The sequence below is a fragment of the Sorangium sp. So ce394 genome (assembly GCF_051474665.1).
GTDB classification, from domain to species: Bacteria; Myxococcota_A; Polyangia; order Polyangiales; family Polyangiaceae; genus Sorangium; species Sorangium cellulosum_D.
Genome location: NZ_CP150339.1, coordinates 5,150,728 through 5,169,383 on the forward strand (window position 1 = coordinate 5,150,728; position 18,656 = coordinate 5,169,383).

Annotated in this window: 9 protein-coding genes; 4 read left to right on the forward strand and 5 right to left on the reverse strand. The window is 70.0% G+C overall.

Translation table 11 applies throughout. From position 1 onward, the window contains the following. Positions 1 to 2: 2 nt before the first annotated feature. The 5 genes from WMF33_RS18915 to WMF33_RS18935 are packed head-to-tail and all read right to left on the reverse strand — an operon-like array spanning position 3 to position 10,647. Positions 3 to 761 carry a hypothetical protein gene (locus WMF33_RS18915; protein WP_437338435.1) on the reverse strand — a complete coding sequence of 253 codons (759 nt, stop codon included), beginning with the start codon at positions 759 to 761 and terminating at the stop codon, positions 3 to 5. Next, positions 758 to 1,957: an AAA family ATPase gene (locus tag WMF33_RS18920; RefSeq protein WP_437338436.1), complete on the reverse strand. Its 1,200-nt coding sequence runs from the start codon at positions 1,955 to 1,957 to the stop codon at positions 758 to 760. Before WMF33_RS18920 ends, WMF33_RS18915 begins: the two co-directional genes overlap by 4 nt. Positions 1,958 to 1,975: 18 nt before the next feature. Continuing rightward, positions 1,976 to 5,566, reverse strand: coding sequence for a BREX-2 system adenine-specific DNA-methyltransferase PglX (pglX, locus tag WMF33_RS18925; RefSeq protein ID WP_437338437.1), 3,591 nt, complete (start codon positions 5,564 to 5,566; stop codon positions 1,976 to 1,978). A 3-nt stretch (positions 5,567 to 5,569) separates the two neighbouring features. After that, positions 5,570 to 9,898, reverse strand: coding sequence for a BREX system serine/threonine kinase PglW (gene pglW / locus WMF33_RS18930; protein WP_437338438.1), 4,329 nt, complete (start codon positions 9,896 to 9,898; stop codon positions 5,570 to 5,572). Further along, complete coding sequence (locus WMF33_RS18935; RefSeq protein ID WP_437338439.1) at positions 9,898 to 10,647, reverse strand: hypothetical protein; 750 nt, start codon at positions 10,645 to 10,647, stop codon at positions 9,898 to 9,900. The genes pglW and WMF33_RS18935 overlap by 1 nt, the downstream gene beginning before the upstream one ends. Positions 10,648 to 10,869: 222 nt before the next feature. Here WMF33_RS18935 and WMF33_RS18940 point away from each other — a divergent pair, with 222 nt between their 5' ends. From WMF33_RS18940 to WMF33_RS18955, 4 genes are all read left to right on the forward strand, one after another. Further along, complete coding sequence (locus WMF33_RS18940) at positions 10,870 to 13,668, forward strand: AAA family ATPase (protein ID WP_437338440.1); 2,799 nt, start codon at positions 10,870 to 10,872, stop codon at positions 13,666 to 13,668. Beyond that, positions 13,665 to 16,013: a glycosyltransferase gene (locus tag WMF33_RS18945; protein WP_437338441.1), complete on the forward strand. Its 2,349-nt coding sequence runs from the start codon at positions 13,665 to 13,667 to the stop codon at positions 16,011 to 16,013. The genes WMF33_RS18940 and WMF33_RS18945 overlap by 4 nt, the downstream gene beginning before the upstream one ends. Next, positions 16,010 to 16,726 (forward strand): WG repeat-containing protein, encoded by a 717-nt coding sequence (locus WMF33_RS18950; RefSeq protein ID WP_437338442.1) that lies wholly within the window; start codon positions 16,010 to 16,012, stop codon positions 16,724 to 16,726. Before WMF33_RS18945 ends, WMF33_RS18950 begins: the two co-directional genes overlap by 4 nt. Before the next feature lie 527 nt (positions 16,727 to 17,253). Next, a complete protein-coding gene (locus WMF33_RS18955) occupies positions 17,254 to 18,654 on the forward strand; it encodes a hypothetical protein (protein WP_437338443.1) in 1,401 nt (466 codons plus the stop codon). The last annotated feature ends 2 nt before the right edge of the window (positions 18,655 to 18,656 follow it).

Genomic DNA, 18,656 nt, shown 5'->3' on the forward strand with positions numbered 1-18,656 from the left:
CCCTATGACTCCAGCTCCTCGGCCACACGGGCCTCGTTACCAGCCCTCTCGGCCTCCTCCGCGAACGGCGCGAAGCTCGCCGGGCACGACGCCCGCAGCGCATCGACATCGGCCTCTCGGGCCACCTGGGCGAAATCTTCCGGTGTCGGATCGCGGCCGAGCGCGCGCCGGAGCACACACTTCGGGTGCCCCGAAGCTCGGTCGCGCTCGTCGCCCCACGTCTCCTCAGGATGCCTGGGGATCGCCGCTGGGTCGCCGTCTTTCCCTGCGACCGCTTGCACCGCCGCCGCATCGCCGAGGGCCCACGCCTCGATCATCCGGAGCGGCGTCGCCTTCACCCGCAGCACATGGTCGGCGCCCTCCACGGCCGCGAAGCCTGCCTCGATCTCCTCGTGCAGCGCCTTCACCCGACGGGCGCGCTCGGTGGCGTTTCGCTTCTCGCCGGAGCCTTTGTCCACGTCGTGCGCAAACACCAGGACGCGGCAGCCGTCGATGAGCGTGGTCGCGAGGCGGAGGGCCTTGGCCGCGCGGTCGGCGTGTCCCTTGAGCTTGTGCTTCGCGTCGAACCGGCCGAGCAGCGTGATCTTCTGCCCTTCGAACGCCACGTCGTCGCCCAGCAACTTGCGAAGCATGGGCTGGAAGTAGCCCTCGCGTGGCGCCTTGCGCGAGCGCCACTGGAGCTCCGTCGCAAGCTCACCCAGCTCCGAAGGGCCCTCGGCGGCAATGAACACCGTGTAAGCAGGCTTCTTGCGCCCGCTCATCGCCCCTTCTTCCCTGGCACGAGCCGCTCCTCGCCCGCGTTGTACCAGAGCTCCCCGAGCTCGAAGTGCTCCCGCAGCTCCTGAAAGCTTCTGGTCTCGTTCATCGGGGTCACCCGCACGCCGCCGCCCTTGCCGCGGGTGACGAGGAGCACGGACTCGGGAGACGAGACGTAGTTGAGCGTGATGGGGCTGTGGGTGGTGGCGATCACCTGGGTCGAGCCCGTCTTGGTCAGCTCTTCCAGCATGGCCACCAGGCCGCCGAGGAGGCGCGGGTGCAGGCCGTTTTCGATCTCGTCGATGAGGAGCACGCTTGGCGCCTCGCGCATCTCGTGCATGGCGGCGACGGCGATGATGCGGAGGAGGCCGTCGCTCACCTGGCGGGCGTTGAAGGTCGCCTGTTCGCCGTTCCACTTCTCGGTGACCTCGAGGTGGGTCCAGCCGTAGCTCTTGCGGCGCACGTGAATGTCGACCAGCCGCGGGTAGTGGGCGCGGACGCGCTCGATGAGCCGCGCGAAGTCCTTCGGTCGGGACTTGATGCGTCCCAGGAACGAGGCGAAGTTCTCGCCGTGGAGGCCGAGCTCGTCGTATCTCTCGCCCGTTCCGCGGGACGACGCCCGGAGCGCGACGGGATCGAGGAAGTAATATGCCCGAATGCGCCGCGCCCACTGTGCCAGCGCGACCAGGGTTGGGAAGCGATCGCGGTCGGCCTTAAGATCGATTGTGGAGAGCCAGGAGGAGGGGAGGGACAGTGTCGTCTTCTCCTTACCGATGCCCGCGCGTTCGGGATACCGAGCGACGTCCCGCCCGGTCCGGTGGATGATGGTTCGCCAGGCATCCCCTACGGCTTTCTCGATCGACTCCGACGCGACGCCGGGTGAGCGCCGTGAGCCCAAGGTCAGCCGCCACCGCGCGCGGGCGGCGTCCGGCAGATCGATCTCGGCCTGCAGGGCGGTCTGCGCGCGCTCGGCGCGCAGGTGCGCGAGGTCGGCGTACTCCCAGTGGTGGGCGTCGAGCATCTCTTTGATGGTGCCTGCCGACAGCCAGCCGAGCGCGTCGATCGCCTGGAGGATGGTCGACTTGCCCGACCCGTTCGGACCGACCAGGACCGTCATTGGCTGAAGCCGGATCCCGGGCGCGGTGCGGCCTGGGTCGTCCGAGAACGCCTTGAAGGACTCGATCCAGAGGGTGCGGATCATCGTTGGTTCCCCTCGACTTTATTTGCGCCCCCGCCTCCCGGCCGGCCGCCACGCCCGCAGGTCGTCCAGCGTTTTCCCCAGGGCCCGGGCCTCGGCCTCCACGTACCGCTCGTAGTAGTCGCCGAGCCGCTCGCCGCCGAAGTCCTCGCGGGGCTCGTTGTGCCACTGCTTCAGCCAGGGCACGAGCTCGAGCAGGCCGGCGAGCAGCGGCACGAGCCGGTCCGCCGGCCAGCCGTCCTCCTGCTTGCGCTCGAGGTAGAGCGCGGCGAGCGCGGTCGCCTGCTCGAGGTGGTCCCAGCCGGCCCAGCCGAAGAGGGGGCTGGGGTCGTCGTCTTTCTCGGCGCCGGGATAGGAGATGAAGCGCTCCTTGGGGACGTCGAGCTTGCCGCGGAGGCGCCAGAAGGTGGGGTCGCGGAAGTCTTTGCTGTCGTACTTCGGGGGGACGGGGATCTGGAGGTCCTTCTCGCCGGCGTCCTCACGGCGCTGGAGGGCCCAGGTGTGCTCCCAGGCGACGCGCTTTTCAAGGCCGGCTTCGGTGTAGCGGAGGGCGGCGAGGTAGGGGACGGCTTCAGACTCGATAAGAGACCCGATGACGAGTTGCGCCTCGCCCCCCAAGAGCTTGCTATGGACCTCTATCGCGGAATTGGCGCTCGGATCCGCTGCGACCATTGCACCAATCTTTCTGCCGCTCTCCACCTTCGGTGCAGCGTTTAAGCGTGCGAACCGCTCCAACCTATCAAGGGCGAGTTTTCGGAACGACGCCTTGCTCTGGTCCGCGAACGTGAGTACATCGCCCCCTCCGTCCTTGGGTGTTACAACCCACCTTCGCTTGTGCTCTGGCCCTTCGATGAGAGCCAGATGAGGGCTCGAAATTATGTGCTTGATGCACTCTTCCCATAAGCGCTTCATCGGCGAGGGCCAGGAGGTGGGGAGCTCTGCGACGAGTGTTTGTCCGTCGATGCCGACCTTGCTTCCCCGCCTCGCGAGCAAGCACTCGAACGGTCGCGCCCCTAGAGGAACACGCGGGAGTCCGTCCGCCTGCACGTTGCGGAACTGATCCACTATGCCTATGGGAGCAAGTCCAAACGATGCGTACGCGGTCCAGTCCATATATTCCTGGAGGAAGATTAGTTTCTGTAAACGCGTTTCGTGCTCTGTTTCGGCATGACCGATGCGTTCTAAGATATGAGTCGTGTCCGTGCTCCGATGCCGCTCAAGGATATCGTCAGCCCAAGCGCACTCGGCTCGTCGGGCAGCAATCGTCTCGGCCTCTTGCGCCAGTTGTGCAAGAGTACTCTTTGCTGTCGACAGATCGGGCAGTGGCATCCCCGCGATCTGAGTGGCGGAAAACTCGAACCGGAACTTCGCTCGTTCCGGCTGGCGATTGCCTGCGTCTGCTCCGGAACCCTTATTGTGAGATACCTGCTTCATCCAGAAGCATGCCGTGGAGCTGTTTAGGTAGGCTAGCAGCGCGAGGTGGTCCTCCTCCGTCGCGTTCTCTGGTAGCTTAATGATTGGGGCCGACTGTTTGAAGGCATTGCTGCCGCGGTCGAGGACAAAATGATTGTGGGTGGCCACGAAAGCGAAGGTGATACGGTATGGTGTTTTGAAGCGATCTGCGAAGAACATCGAATACTCAAACCAGGCGAGACCTCGCTTTATTTGAGATTGCCCATATGCGACACGTTCGCTGAGTTGCCGTCGATATGGCCAGAGCAGCCGAATAACGGTCGTTGTGTCATCTCCAACAGCGCGCAGCGTCGTCGGATCGTAGGGCCACAGTGCGAGGGTTGGGTTGCCCATGGACCAGTCGCGAACATCCTCGCCGGCCACGAGGCGCCTTCGCTGGCCAACGGGGATTCGCGCTCGATCGAGCGCGCCTTCTCCCACCAGGTAGACCTCGTCTTCCCGCGTGACCGCTCCAAATCCGATTTCCGCGCCTAGATCTTCGAGACGCGTCGTTGCGCGGGTCTCAATGACGCCTTTGAGACCGGCTGCTCCTCCCCCACCCAGGCTCCACGGGTGTTTGTCGAACGTCTCTCGGGGTACATCAGCCACGGAGACGAATTCGTTTTCGAACGTAATGTTATCGAAATCCGATTCGATGCTGCTCCAAACAAGCCCCTTTTTCGGTTCGGTAGGTGTCGATGGCTCGCCGCGCTTGCCAAGTACCGCACGCACGGTGGCGGCTATCGCCTTCCTGTTGCGGCCGAAGAGCAACACTGTCGGCGTTCCATGTCCGGGAATGTACGCGCCCGAAGTATCGACTACTCGGCTCAGCTCGACCTCCGGCAAGACATCTTCGATGAGTTTCTTGCCGAACTCTCGCTTCATGAAGCTGTTGGCGTTGATTAGTCCGGTATAACCGCCATCTGTTGCGAGCTGGAAGAATCGCTCCGTGAAGGGGGCCGCCAGCGCATATTCGCGATAACAGGATCGATATCGCGACCTGTAGAGATCACGCAGCTCCGAATCCTTGCACGTAATGTACGGCGGATTCCCCACCACCGCATGATACCTCTGCCCCAGGATCCTCTCCGCCCCCTCCGGATCCTCGAGCTGGAACGCATCCTCCCCCCAGGCCGCCGCGTCTCCCTTCACCTCCCACAGCCCGCGGTTCGCGTCCTTCGCCCCGTGCAGCAGCGAGTCCGCCACCACGAGGTTCACCGGCACCCGCGGCGCATCCTTGAGCTTCCCGATCCCCGCCGCTTCCAGGTACGCCAGCACCAGCCGGAACCGCGCGATCGCCACGGCATACGGGTTCAGATCCACCCCGTACACCTGCGCCAGCGCCGCCCCCGCGTGCTCCTTCGGCGGGAGCCCCGGCGCCTTCCGCTGCCGCGCCTCGAAGATCCTCTTAAACGCCCCCAGCAGGAAGTGCCCCGACCCGCACGTGGGATCGATGAGCCGCACCTCGGTCAGCCCGTATTCCTTGATCGCCGGCTCGAGCGTCAGATCGAGGATGAACTCCTCCACGAACTCCGGCGTCTGGAGCAGCGCGAACCGCTCCCGCACCCCCTCCGACACGTCCTGGTACAGATCCCCGAGGAACCGCGTATCCGTCCCCCCGAACTTCCACACGAGCTCGCCGCTCGCGTCCGTCTCCCGAAAGAACTCCAGCAGCTGCCGCGTCGCGTCCACCCCCGGCGCGAGCTGCCATGCCGGGTTGTGCCGCGGCCCGAGCACGTCGTCCCCGCCGGGCGCGTGCGACAGCTCGCGGAACACCGCCAGCAGGTAGTCCCGCACGGACAGCGAGGGAAAGAGCCGGAAGAAGAGCTCCTCCGCGTCCGCCGCGCCCTCGCCAGCGATCCGCGCGTGCGTCAGATACCCCCGGTCCTCCAGCGTCCGCACGAACACGCAGGACAGGATCCACGCGACCCCGATCTGCTCCAGCGTCCGCGGGATCCAGTCGTCGAAGTCGTCCGCCGTGCGGTGCTCCTTCCTCTCCTGCGCCCACCGCTCCCGCAGCGCCTCCCGCACGTTCTCCGGCCGGGCGCGCTCCTTCAGGTCGGGCAGCAGCGTCTTCGCGAGGAGCGCCGAGAGCTCTCGGGTCAGGTTGCGTTCGACAGTCTTCGTTTTTCGGGGTGCTTTTGTTTTGCGGGCGGCCATGCGCTAGTCGTTCGGGATCCAGGCGTCGGGAATGCGGAGGCGTTGCGCGGGCGACGAGAGCGGAATCGGGAGCGGCCCGGTGGGCGCGTCGATGACGGGCGCGGCGCTGGGCTCCGAGTACGACGGCACCAGGAGAAAGATGCCCGGCCCGTCGTCGCGCTGCGTGGCCTGGAGCAAGGCGTGCAGCGGGCGGTCGAGCCTGTACCGCGCGAGCAGGCCGGGCTGCGTGAGCAGCAGCGTGTCCTTGCGCGTCACGAGCCGGCCGACGACGCGGCTCGCGCTCTCCTCGACCAGATCGGTGAGCATCGCCCAGTCGGCGGAGCCGTCCGGGCCCTTGCGGTCGGTGTCGACGATGACGCTCGGGTCCTCGATCTCGTGCTCGCGCACCACCTCGTCGAAGAAGGTGCGGAGGATCTCCCGCTCCAGCGAGATCGGCTCGCTGCCGAGCACGCGCGAGAGCTCCTCGGCGGCCTTGCCGGCGTGGGCCGCGGCCACCTCGAGCACGCGGAAGGCGCGACGCCGGGCGGCCGAGCGGATGCGCTCGTGGAACTCGCGCTTCTCCTGCTGCTTCGGGTCGGTGGTGGGCCGCAGCGGGCGCTGCAGCGTGGGGTCGCGCGTGGACAGGCGCTCCGTGTGCGCCGTGGACGCCGCGAAGGCCGAGGGGCGCTCGAAGAACCCGTCGCGCAGCTCCAGGCCGAGCGGCGCGAGGAGGTCGGCGAGCGCGCCGTCGTCCGGCAGCGCCGCGGCCTCGGGATAGCGGACCGCGACGGTCCGGCGGACCTGCTCGGGAGAGATCCGCGCGGCCGGGAGCGCGCCGGCGGAGAGGCGCAGGGCGCGCTCGGCGTCGAGGCCGCGCGGGTAGAGCTCCAGCCGGGCGCTGGCGGCGGCGTCCTTGCTGGCCTCGGCGGCCATGGGCACGAGCCGGTCGGCGCCGAGCGCGGCGAGCGGCGAGTCCTTGACGATCTCGCCGAGCGCCTCGCGCACCTGCTCGAAGGACGGCAGCGGCTCCTGGCCGGCGAGCGCGTCGGCGCGCTGGCCGAGCGCGCGGGCGAGCCCGAGGTGCTCCGGCGTGACGCCGAGCCAGAGCCCGCGCCCGAAGCGCGCCGAGGCGAGCTCCGGGCGCGCCTCGGCGACGACCCGCACGAGGGCCACCGCGGCGCGCCGGGCGACGTCCCCGAGCTGCGCCTGGTGGGGCAGGGCGTCGAGCAGGGCGGCGCCGAGGCGCTCGGTCGAGGCGGCGCCGCCGGACGTCGCGAGCGCGCCGTCCACGAGCGCCGCGAGCGCGGGCCAGCCCGGCTCGGCGCGCCAGTGCTCGCGCGCGCGGCCGAGGGCGAGCGAGATGGCCTGGCGGCTGCCTCGCTTCCGCGCGAGCTCGCCGGCGGACGAGGCGAAGCCGCCGCCGGGCAACGGATCGAGCCCGAACAGCTCGCGCGCGGTCTTGAACGGCGCGTGCCCGCGCTTGTTGCTGCTCGGCAGGAACCGGTCGAGGAAGTCCTCCAGCGAGGTGGGCGGGGCTTCGCCGGGCGGGGGCCGCTGCTTCGCGAGCGCGGCCCGGACCAGCGCGACGCCCTCGGTGGCGCGGGTGAGGACGCGCGCGATGCGCCCCTCGGAGGCCTGCGCGACCTCGGCGGCGGTGGCGAAACCCGCGCCCTCGAGCAGCGCGGTGACGGCCGCAGGCACGCCGTCGAGGCGCGCCACGGGGACGTCCTCGCCGCGGTACTCGGGATAGAACTCCGGCTCGCGGGGGGGCGGCGCCTTGCGGCTCTCGTGCAGGGCCTGGAGGAGCGCGAGGATCTCCCGCGCCGTGTCCCGGCCGACGCCGCGGATGGCGGAGAGCTGGTTGGTGGGCAGGCCGAGGACGTCGCGGACCGTGATCACGCCGGAGCGATCGAGCGCGTTGAGGGCCCGGGCCGAGAGCGGCAGGGCCTGGATGGGCGTGCTGTCCGCGAGCGCGGCGTAGTCGACCGCGGCGGCGGCGGCGGGCTGCGCGGCGGCCCTCGCCTCCGCGGGCGCGAGGAAGCAGGCGAGCCACTCGGCGCGCATGGCCTCGGCGCTGTCGTGCCGCTGGGCCGCGTCGCGCGCGAAGCACCTCCGGAAGAACGCGAGCAGCCGGTCGCGCACCGAGGCGTCGAAGCGCTCGGCCTCGATGATCATCTCGGCGTCGCCCGCGGTCGCCGGCACGTCGCCGCTGCTCCAGGCCGGGCGCGAGCCCGTGAGCATCTCGTAGAGCGTCACCGCGGCCGAGTAGCGGTCCGCCGCCTCGTCCCACTGCTTGCGGGTGACGAGGAAGGGGTCGCGGTACGCGGGCGTGCCCACGGCGATCTCGCGCGGATCCAGACCGGCGAGCGAGAAGTCGAAGAGGAAGAGGTTGCGCGTGCGCTTGGCCGCGCTCGACGGCACGCCGAGGTTCGCCGGCTTGATGTCGCGGTGCAGGACGTGGCGGCTCTCGAGCTCGCGCAGGGCGAGGAGCAGGTCCTCGCCCCAGCGGCGCGCGTAGTCGAGGCTCTGCGGCCCCTCCTTGGCGAGGATGTCGGCGAGCGTCTCGCCCGCGTCCTCGAGCAGCAGGCAGAGGCGATCGCCGATGGCGAGCGTGCCCTTGAAGCCGACGATGCGATCGCCGCGGAGCGCCTCGAGCGCCCGCGCCTCGGCGCGGAGGCGCTCGTCGAGCTCGGGCGCGCGGCTCACCTTGAGCGCGTACTCCGAGCCGTCGCGCCGCACGCGGAGCACGCGCGCCGTGGAGCCCGTGCCGAGGTGCTTCACGACCTCGATGCCGCCCGGGAGGATCTGCTGCGGCCGCACCTCCAGCGGGTCGACCTGCGGCTCGGCGGCGGGGGGCGGCGCCTCGGGCGCGGTGGCGGCATTGAGGACGAGCGCCATCCAGTCGACGGCGCTGTCCGGGCGGTTGAGGTAGTTCTGGTAGGTGGCGAAGCCCACCGCCTCGTCCAGGCTGCGGCGCTGTCCGGCCGCGATGCCGTCGGCGGGCACCGCGCCGGGCGCGAGCGCGTCGGAGGCCGCGGCGATGGAGAGGCGGCCCCCGCCGGCGTCGAAGAGGGCCTGGCGCTCCTGGAGCGTGGCGCCCGGCGGCCGGCCCGTGAGGACGAAGTACGCGAGCGCGCCGAGGGAGAAGATGTCGCTCTCCTCGCGCGCGCGGACGGGATCGTCGACGACCTCCGGGGCGCGGTAGACGAGCGCGCGCTCCGGACCGAGCTGCGAGAGGTGGACGGTGCCCTGGCTGCCGTCGCTCCGGGTGGCGAGCTGGAAGTTGTAGAGCTTCGTCTCGAGCCCCTTGCCGTCGGGCCGCTCGCGCACGAGCACCGCGCCGGGGCAGAGGCCGCGGTGGAGCACCTTCTTGCGATGGCAGTACGCGAGCGCGTCGCTCACCTGCTCGAGGATCTGGAGCTTCTGCTCGAAGGCGAGCTCCGGGCGCTGGCGCAGGAAGGCGTCGAGCGGGCGCGCATCGTCGAAGTGCTCGAAGACGAGGCACGGGCCGCCCGTGGGCCCCTCGGCCTCGTACTGCGTGAGCTTGAGGATGCCCGGATGATCGCCGAGCACCGTGAGCAGCTTGGCCTCGCGCTCGGCCGCGCGCCGGAGCTGCTCGCGCCGCTCCGCGGTGGGCGACTGCGGGACGAGGTAGCTGCGCACCCGGCGGCGGATCTCGGGGATGCGCTCGTCCCTGGCGACGCGATCCTGGTAGCCGGGGCCCTCCTCGGTCAGGCCGCCGAGCACCAGGGACCCGAGCTTGAGCGAGCCCGCGCTGGGGCGGACGCCGATGGCCTTGAGCGCGTCGGCGATCGCGCGCGCGGTGGGCTTGTCGATCGCCGCGCGCTTCCGGTTCGGGGTGGCGCCGGGAAAGTCGCCGTACTGCACGGCGCGAAGGAGGTCGCGCCGCGTGACCACGTTCGACCGGGCGGCGCCCTGGAGGTCGACCTTCACCTCGGGGTGGGTCAGGAAGACGAGCGTCTCGACGTACGGGCGCGCTGCGCCCATCTGCCGTTCGAGCAGGCTCGCGAGGACGCGCGATTTCTGCGACGCGAGGCGGAGCGGGTTCTCCCGGACCGAGACGCCGCCGTCGGGAAAGTTGAACTTCCAGTCGACAACGTCGCCGGAGACCCGCCCCGGGTGGCCCTTCATCTCGACGTGGTAGAGCGCGTCGTACCCGAGGAGGAGCAGGTCGATCTCGTAGCGGCGGCCGGAGAGGTCGACGAGGTCGAAGAGGGCCCAGACGCGGTACGGGTGGTTGTCGGGCAGCTCCTTCTTGACGAACTCGATCGCGTCCTGCTCGTGCGGGTGCGGCGTGAGGCCCTGGAGCGCGACGCGTTCCGGCGAGAGCATCAGCTGGCGAGCTCCTTGGCGAGCGCCGCGGCCGCCTCACGCGCCGGCGCGGCGGCGTCTTGCGAGAGGAGCGACACGTCGCACCGCGTGAAGCCGAGCGCGCCGGCCCGGGCGGCAGATGCCTGCGCGGTCGGGATGACGCGCGGGCGGCCGCGGCTGCCCGTGAGCAGGAGCGCGAAGCCGAACATCTGGCGCTCGGCGGGGGCGTCGGTGACGAGCAGCACCTGCTCGCCGAGGTCGAGGTCGCCGCGCGCGTTCGCGTGCGCGGCGAGCATGGCGACCGCTCGGGCACCCGAGGCGATGACCCGCGTGGCAGGGGCGACGCGCTGGAGGCGATCCGCGAGCGGGGGCTCCGGGGCGAGGGGAGCGAGCTTCCAGGCAGCGGCGGCAGCGTCGAGAACGGCCGGCGTGTCGGTGGCGGCGAGCGGGGAAGCCGCCTCGCGCAGCAGGGCGGCCGCGAGGCCCGCGGGGGCCTGCGGGAAGGAGGGGCCGAAGGGCTCGTCGTCCGTGAGCCAGGCGAGGTCGAAGACGCCGCGGGCCGAGAAGGCCAGGGGATTGCTGACGGCGGCGTCGCGCAGGAGCAAGTCGAGGCGATCGCGGTCTTCGAGCTCACCGCCGAGGGCGCGCCACGTCGCGGCGGCCGCCTCGCCGAAGCGGCGGCCCCGCGCCTCGCGGGCTTCGAGCAGGCGGAGACCGAGCGCAGCGGCGCGGTAGTAGCTGTCGATGGCTGCGTCCGACGGGGTGCGCATGGATCAGGGATAATCGTCGCCGAGGGGCGCGAGGGTCAAGCTCACGGGGGGGCTCCTGTGCCCGCGCACCCCCTCCCACAGCTGCCGGCGCGGCGACCGTCATGCATCGTCGTGGACCTGCGGCCAAGCGGGCTGCTCCATGGAGCGGCGCTCCTGCCCCCGCGACCATCAAGGGCCACGCCGCTGCCCTGCCGTGTGCTTTCGTGCGATCCTCTCCTCGGGATGCAGCTCCTCCTGCTCCACTGTCCGGCCGACGACGACAGCGCAAAGGCGCTTCGCCCTTACCTCGAGCAGGTGTGCCGCAAGGACGGGGTCGAGCTCTTGGACGGCTGGATCGCGGCCGGCGAGCACGTGGAGCGCGAGCTCGAGAAGCGCCTCCGTGCCGCCACACACGTGGTCATCCTCGTCTCCGCCCGGCTGCTCGACTGGACCGAGTGGACCCGTGTCGCCCGTCCTGCCCTGATGTCCCGGAGGCGGGCCGAAGTCTCGCTCGTGCGATGGGAAGCGTGCATCGACGACGCCGACGAGGTGCTGCGTCGATTCAGGTCGGTGCAGGATTCCGTGCCGGTGGCGAGCGCCGCCGATCGCGCCGCAGCCCTCGACGCGGCCGCGCGCCGCGTCGGCAATGCGCTGCGGGCGGCCCGGCTCGGGCCGAGGTGTGGTGTTGCGCTTGGCGGCCTTCCATCGCCTGGGCGAGGGATCGTGGGCCGTGAGCAGGAGAAGAAGTTGCTGGACGACGCGCTCGACAATGACGCTGTCCATGTCGTCGTGGTGATCGGGGAAGGCGGCGCCGGCAAGACGCAGCTCGTCCGGACGTGGCTCGACGGCCTGCAACCGGCCTACGGCGGAGTCGACGCCGTGATCTCCTGTTCCATCGAGGATCAGGACCGCGGCGGAGGCCCTTACGGCTCCGCCGCCGTGTCCGTGTTGCTCGACGCGCTCGGCGAGAGTCCGTCTCAAGATCCGCTGGAGAGCGTGAGCCGTCTGGTCCGGCGCATACGTGAGCGCCGCACGCTCGTGGTCCTCGACGGGTTGGAGCCGCTGCAGGACGATCGAGGAGAGCTCATCGACAGACCCATCCGGATGCTGGTTCGCAATCTGGCATCTCAGATGTACAGCGGGCTATGCGTGATCACCACGCGGCCACCCTTCGATCTCGAGGGGACCGGCGTTCGCAGGATCGAGCTCGGCCCCGTCGACGTGGCGTCCGCCATCCAGGTGCTGCGGAGCCGAAAAGTGTGTGGGTCCGAGGAGCAGCTCGGGCGCCTGGCCGGCCGCCTACGCCGCCACGCCCTCTCCCTCGCCCTCGTGGCCGACTACTTGAGCGAGGCGCACGGGGGCGACGTCCTCGCGGCCGATCATCTTGATTTTGGTGCCGAGAAACTCGACGAGGGCGGCCGGATCCAGCGTATCCTCTCCTTCTACGAAGCGCGCTTGAAACCCGAGGCCCACGCGGTGCTCGGCGTCGTCGCGCTCTGCGAGCGGCCCGTGGATCTCGCCACGCTCGCCGCGGTCGGCGCCCATCCACGCGCCACCGGCTTCGCGGCGTCCATCGGCGACGCTTCGCGCGAGGAGCTCCGGCGGACCTGCGCGCGCCTGGCGAAGACCGCGCTGCTCCTGACGACGGACACGGGCGCCTGGGATCAGCACCCCCTCGTGCGCGGCTACTGGCGACGCCGCCTCGAGGCGGTCGATCCCGCGGGGGTCCGCGCCGCACACGAGGTTCTGTTCGAGCGGTTCCGCGACCAGCCTCTCACCGCCGGCGCGGGAGCGGGCCGCCGCGAGGACCTCGATCCGCTCTACGCAGCGGTCGCGCACGGCGTTCGGGCCGAGCGGTGGGCCGAGTCGTTCGAGGTCTTATATGACCGTATCCGCCAGGGAGAGCGCCACACCAGCCTCAAGCGGCACGGCGCCGTGGCCGAGGACCAGTGCGCCTTTCTCGCCTTCTTCGACCGGAGCAGCTTTCATCTCCCGGGGGAGCTCGCTCCGTGGCAGCGGCACTGGCTCGAGAACAGCGCGGGGGTGCTCCTGCGCGCGCATGGGGACGTTCGCGGCGCCGTGCGTCTCCTGGAGAGCGCCGTGACGACAGCGATCAACGCAGGGCTGACCGGAGAAGCAGCGGAGTCCGCGCGCAACCTGGCGTCGGTGTTTTCGCTGGAGGGCGACATCATGAAGGCGCTCGAGCACGCGGAGAGCGCCGTGCGTCACGCTGACGCTTCCGGGGAGCTGCGTCCTCGCCTCGTCGCGCGCGATTTTCGTGCCCACCTCATGCACCGGCTGGGCCGGTTGCGCGAGGCTCGCGCCGCCTTCGAGGAGGTCGAGCAGATCGGCGAACGGGAGAGCGAGGGACACCTGGGGGTGGCGCATCACTCCTTCGCGAGCCACGCCGTACTGCTGCTCGATCTCGGTGAGGTGGAGCTCGCCCATGACCGCGCGGCGCGGGGCGTCGAGCTGAGTCGCGGCGACGATCCCGACGCCAGGTCGCTGCTCAGCCGCGGCATGGCCGCGCGCGCGCTCGCCCGGACGCTCGACGCGCTGAGTCGGCCGGACGACGCGATCCTGCAGTTCGATGAGGCCGTGGCGCTCGTCCAGCAATCCGGGCGGATTGACCACCTCGCGCCTTGTCACATCGATTGCGCTTCGTTCTGGGCACACCGGGACGTCCTCCGGGCTCGGAGACACCTCGACGAGGCCCGGCGGATCTATGAAGGGCGTGGTTTCCGTCTCGTGGAGGCACATGCGGCGCTTACCACGGCCCGTGTGGCGCTCGTCCAGGACGTCCTGGACGAGGCGGCCGAACAGCTCGACGCCGCCGAGGTGCTCCTCCGCAAGACCTGTTACCACGTCCGTGTCCCCTGGCTCTTCCTCCTCCGTGCGCGGCTCCGCGGGGCGCAGGGCGATCACGCCGGCGCCTGCCGACTGGCGGAGCTGGCCCGTCAGGAAGCTATTGCGATGGGGCTCAAGAGGTGCGATTTCTGGCGCGAGCTGGAAGCCTGTGACCGTGTCGAGGAGAACACATGAAGATCCTACAGGTCATCCACGGCTACCCGATGCGCTACAACGCGGGCTCGGAGGTCTACACGCAGACGCTCTGTCGCGGCCTCGCCGCGCGCCACGAGGTCCACGTCTTCACGCGCGAGGAGGACCCGTTCGCGCCGGATTATGCGGTCCGCCACGAGAAGGACAGCGGCGATCCGCGCATCTCGCTCCACCTCGTCAACACGCCGCGCGTCCGGGACGGCTACCGGCACGCGGGCGTCGACCAGCGCTTCGCAGAGCTCTGCGATCGGCTCCGGCCCGACGTGGTCCACATCGGACACCTCAACCACCTCTCGACGTCGCTCGTCGCCGAGGCCGCGGGGCGAGGGATCCCCGTCGTGTACACGCTGCACGATTACTGGGTGATGTGCCCGCGCGGGCAGTTCATGCAGACGCACCCGGCGGACCCCGACGATCTGTGGGCGGCGTGCGACGGCCAGGAGGACCGGAAGTGCGCCGAGCGTTGCTACGCGCGCTTCTTCTCGGGCGCGCCGGACGAGCGCGAGGAAGACGTCGCCTACTGGACCGGCTGGGTCGCGCGCCGGATGCGCCACGTGCGCGAGATGACCGATCTCGTAGACCTGTTCATCGCACCAGCGCGCTACCTGGAGCGCCGATACCGGCAGGCGTTCGGTCTGCCGGAGCGCAAGCTGGTCTACCTGGACTATGGCTTCGATCTCTCCCGCCTCGGCGGGCGTGCGCGAACCCCCGGGGAACCGTTCACGTTCGGGTACATCGGGACGCACATCCCCGCGAAAGGGATCCATCAGCTCCTCGAGGCCTTCGGCCAGGTGAGGGGAGACGCTCGGCTCCGCATCTGGGGCCGACCGCGCGGGCAGGACACCGAGGCGCTCCGCGCGATCGCGCAGCGGCTGCCGGGGGACGCGGCCGCACGCGTCGAGTGGCTGCCCGAGTACCGCAACGAGGACATCGTGCGCGACGTCTTCGACAGGGTCGATTGCATCGTCGTGCCCTCGATCTGGGTCGAGAACTCGCCGCTCGTCATTCACGAGGCGCTGGAGGCGCGCGTGCCGGTGATCACCGCGAACGCCGGCGGCATGGCCGAGTACGTGCACCACGAGGCCAACGGCCTCCTCTTCGAGCACCGCGATCCTGCCTCGATGGCGCGCCAGATGCAGCGCCTCGCCGACGATCCCGCGCTCGCCCGCCGCCTCGGCCAGCGCGGATACGCGCAGTGCGCGTCGGGGCACGTGCCCGACCTCGCGGGCCACGTCGACGCGATGGAGCACATCTACGCCGAGGTCATCGCCCGCCGCGACGCCGCTCGGATCGAGCCCGGCCGGGGGCCATGGCGCATCACGTTCGACACGAACCCGGACACCTGCAACCTCCGCTGCATCATGTGCGAGGAGCACTCGCCGCACAGCCCTCTCCAGGAGGCACGGAAGGCCGCTGGAAAGCCGCGCCGCCTGATGCCGATCGAGCTTGTGCGTCGCGTCCTCGCGCAGGCGGCCGGCCACGGTCTCCGCGAGGTGATCCCTTCGACCATGGGCGAGCCGCTCCTGTATGACCATTTCGATGATATCGTCGACCTGTGCCGGGAGCACGGGGTCAAGCTCAACCTGACCACGAACGGCACCTTCCCGCGACGGGGTGCCCGGGAGTGGGCCGAACGGCTCGTGCCGATTACCTCCGACGTGAAGATCTCCTGGAACGGGGCTACCCGGCAGACGCACGAGCTGATCATGCTCGGGTCCCGCTGGGAGGCCGTGATCGAGAACGTGCAGGCGTTCATCGCCGTCCGTGACGCGCATGCCGCCGCCGGCGGGAACCGTTGCCGGGTTACGTTCCAGCTCACGTTCATGGAGGCGAATGTCGCCGAGCTCGCCGACATCGTGCGGCTCGCCGTCCGCCTAGGCGTGGACCGCGTCAAGGGGCACCACCTGTGGGCTCACTTCGAGGAGATTAAGCCGCTCTCCATGCGCCGCGATGCCGGGGCGATCCGGCGCTGGAATGACGCCGTGCTGGCCGCGCGAGAGGCGGCGTTGGAGCGGGTGCTGCCGAACGGCAAGCACGTGCTGCTCGAGAACATCTTTCTGCTCGACGAGTCCGCGCCCGAGGACCTGGCCTCGGGAGGCCGCTGCCCGTTTCTTGGCCAGGAGGTGTGGATTAGCGCCGAGGGGCGCTTCGACCCGTGCTGCGCCCCGGACGCGCAGCGCAGGACGCTCGGCGATTTCGGCAATCTCCACGACGCGGAGCTGATGGAGATCTGGAACGGCGAATCGTACCAGCGGATGCTCAAGACCTACCGGACCCGTGCGCTCTGCCTGGGGTGCAACATGCGGCGGCCGGCGGGTGAGCCATGAATGACTGGCGACGTGCCCGGGTCGCCCCGGAGCGGACGCACCACCTTCTGGACGGCGAGCCGCTGTACGCGGCACGCTTCGATGAGGTGCTCGCGTTCCACGCCCCGGGCCTGGCGCCCGTGCGGCGTGGCAGCGCGGCCTGGCACATCGATGGTCGCGGTGACCCCGCCTACCCGCGGAGGTTCCAGAGGACCTTCGGGTTCTACGAAGGTCGCGCTGCCGTCTCGAGTTCCGAGGGCTGGCATCACATCCTGCCGGATGGCGCCGAGCTCTATCCAGAGCGGTACTCCTGGTGCGGCAACTACCAGGACGGCCGGTGCGTGGTCCGCGACAGCGAGGGACTGTACGGTCACATCGATCAGGCCGGACGCCCCGTGTCCTCAGCGCGGTGGCGCTACGCGGGCGATTACCGCGACGGCGTAGCGGTCGCACAGGGCGAGGATGGCCGTTCCACACACATCGATGCACGCGGCGAGCTCGTCCACGGTCACCGTTACCTCGACCTGGATGTATTCCACAAGGGCTTCGCACGCGCGCGCGATGAGCGGGGGTGGATGCACGTGGATGGCCGCGGGCAGCCCGCGTATGCGCAGCGGTTCGCGATGGTGGAGCCGTTCTACAACGGCCAGGCGCGCGTGGAGCGCTTTGATCGGTCGCTGGAGGTCATCGATGAGGGTGGATGCACGGTGACCGTGCTGCGGGCCGCATCATGAAGCGAGTTCGCGGTACTTTCAGCAGACCTGGTGGGTGTCTGGAAGACCGAGACCCTGGCAGCAGCGGTGGAGCTCGGTGCCCCTCTTGACGGTGACAGGCGGCCGGGAGCGGATACGACAGGAGTTTGTACGGCTGCTCACTAGCGCGGGTCTGTGGCTGGAGCGTGTGAATACGACACCGGTGCTGCCGCATCTGCTCGTCGCGTCTCCAGAGTGAGACGGCCCGCCTCATCGCTGACCTTCAGGTCGGCTGGCCTGAAGACCGGCGCGGAGCGCACAGAGATCGCTGCCTCCGAGCCGGCGGCGCGACATGGTGGGCATGTACCGCCCCGTCGGATCAGGAGCGATGCTGTCTCACCGTCTTGCAAGGGCGTGTTGACAAGCAGGGGCGTCACCGCCGAAGCTGACCGTGGCGAATGGGACGTCGTAGCCCTCGGCTCTTCCCTCGCGTGCGCGTTCCACGGACAGGCCGGCGGCGTGGCGGAGCGGCCGGAGCGCTGGCGATTCTGGCAGCGATCGGGTTGGGCTTGTACGTGCTCGCGGCGATCCTGTCCGCGATCGGCGCGGCGCTCGCGACGCCGTACCCGTGGATCGCGCTGGGGCTCGTCGGGGTAGGCTATGCCGTTTACCGCCTGCGTCTCGCGCCGTCCACGCAGGGGGAATCGAGGGGCAAGCGCGGGCACCCCCTCGTGGTGCTCGCGGTAATCGTCGCGCTGGCCGGCGTTATTGCGCTGGTCCTGTTCGCGATCGTGACGATTCTCATGATCCCGTCCGTCTGGCTCTTCCTCGGGGTCGGGGGCGTCGTCTATGCGATCTACCGAGTCGTCCGGCTGATCTGGCGCGAGCGCCTGAAAGTGCTGTTCTTCGACACCGTCGCGGCCCTCCACGCCTCGAACGGTCAAGCCGCGGCGCTGCTCCGGGCACTCGAGCACCGTGGAAGGCACGAGGCCGACGCGTGGCTGCTCGTCGCCGCCGACGCCGCAAGCCGGGCACGACACCAGGACGCACTCGCGGCCCTGGAACGTGCCGATGCTCGCGCCTCGAGCATCGGTCGGCTTTCGTCGGGCATGGCACTGGCCTTCCCCGGGCTGCCGGCGCCGCTGTCGTTCCGCCCGGAGGGCGGGGGAGCCGGTAGCGTCGCGGTTGCACTCGCCCAGATGCGGGTGCTCGCCGGGGATCCGCGCAAGGCGCTCGATGTACTCGAGCTCTCCACCTCGGAGCCCGCCTATCCCCTAGGCATGTGCGTGCTGGCCGATGCGCACATCGCGTTGGGCGAGATCGAGCAGGCAACGACGGCGCTCAGGCAAGCGACGGATGCGCCGAGCTGTGCCCCCGAGCTGTCGCACAGACTGCGCTACAAGCTGGCACGGTTGCTGGAAGAACACGAGTCCCGCTCCGCCGCGCTGCGGGAGTACAAGACGCTGGTCGCTCAGGGCGGCCATGAGGACGCGGCCGAGCGCCTCGAGGCGCTGCGGGCAGAGATCAAGCAGGAGCGTCGACGCGAGGAAGAAGCGCGGAGGAGGCAGGAGGAGGCGCAGAGGATCGAGGAGGAGGCGCGCCAGCAGGCGATCCGCGTCGAGGAGCAGGCGCGCCGCGAGCGGGCGCTGCGGGCCCGGGAACAGGAGATGCTCGAGCAGGCGCTCACGAAGCTTGACGCCGCGAAGGGTCCGGCCGGACGGAGGAGCGCCGTGCGGGCCGGCCTGGATCGGATCACACTCCCGGAGCTGCGCGATCAACTCCTTCTGGAAGCCTCCCGGATCGAGGTCGATGCCGTCCTGGAGAAGGTGGATGGGCTCAAGACCGCAGCAGCGAAACGTCGCCACCTGCTCGCCGCGCTCGAGGCCCTCCGAGCCGACGAGATCCCGGACGAGCTGCAGGCGCAGCAGATCCGATGGCTCGACGAGGCGCTCGCGGCGCTGGAGGAGTGACG